Here is a 601-nt window from a genome sequence, read left to right as displayed (position 1 = left end):
GGCGAGGCCCGGACGCGTATGAAGTGACGCCGCTGCCGCTACTCCTGTTTCTTGCGGCGGGTGCCGAAGACGATCTCGTCCCAGCTCGGCACCGCCGCCCGGCGGCCCGGACGCACACCGTCCGCCTCCGCCTGACGGTCCGTGGTGCCGGTCAGCCGATCGCGGTGGCCGGCGACCGAACGGGGCATCAGAACGTCCGCGTACGCCGAGCCGGCGCTGGCCGCCGGGGCCGGGGGCTCGACGGGCTCGGGCTCCTCGACGGGCTCGTCCGCCGGGGAGGCCGGGCTGGGCGGGTCCGGCACGATCATGTCGCCCCGGAAGTTCGGCACGGCTTCCAGCAGGCTGGTGAGCGAGTCCCGCTCGCCGCCGAGGCCGTCCTCCACCGAGGCGGACGCCGCCGTGGAGTCGGACTCGCCGTCGCCGCGCTCGAACGAGCCAGGCCGGTCCCGATCGCGCTCTCGATCACGCGGCAGCCGGGCGATCCGCGGTACGAACGGGAAGCTCGGCTCCGGGGTGTCGTCGGCCTCGCCGATCAGCGACCGGGCCTCGTCGTCCACGGCCTGGACGAGCCGCCGGGGCGGGTCGTCCAGGCCGTGGACGA

General features: G+C 75.5%; 1 protein-coding gene. It reads right to left on the bottom strand.

What is annotated here, in order from left to right; translation table 11 throughout:
* Positions 1–38: 38 nt before the first annotated feature.
* On the bottom strand, positions 39–601 hold a 563-nt coding region (gene sepH, locus CCN51_RS52590; protein WP_245881917.1), incomplete at its 5' end, for a septation protein SepH.

The sequence above is a fragment of the Streptomyces milbemycinicus genome (assembly GCF_002154605.1).
Lineage (GTDB): Bacteria > Actinomycetota > Actinomycetes > Streptomycetales > Streptomycetaceae > Streptomyces > Streptomyces milbemycinicus.
The sequence above is the reverse complement of the archived record's forward strand: the minus strand, read 5'-3'. Positions and strand labels throughout refer to the sequence as shown.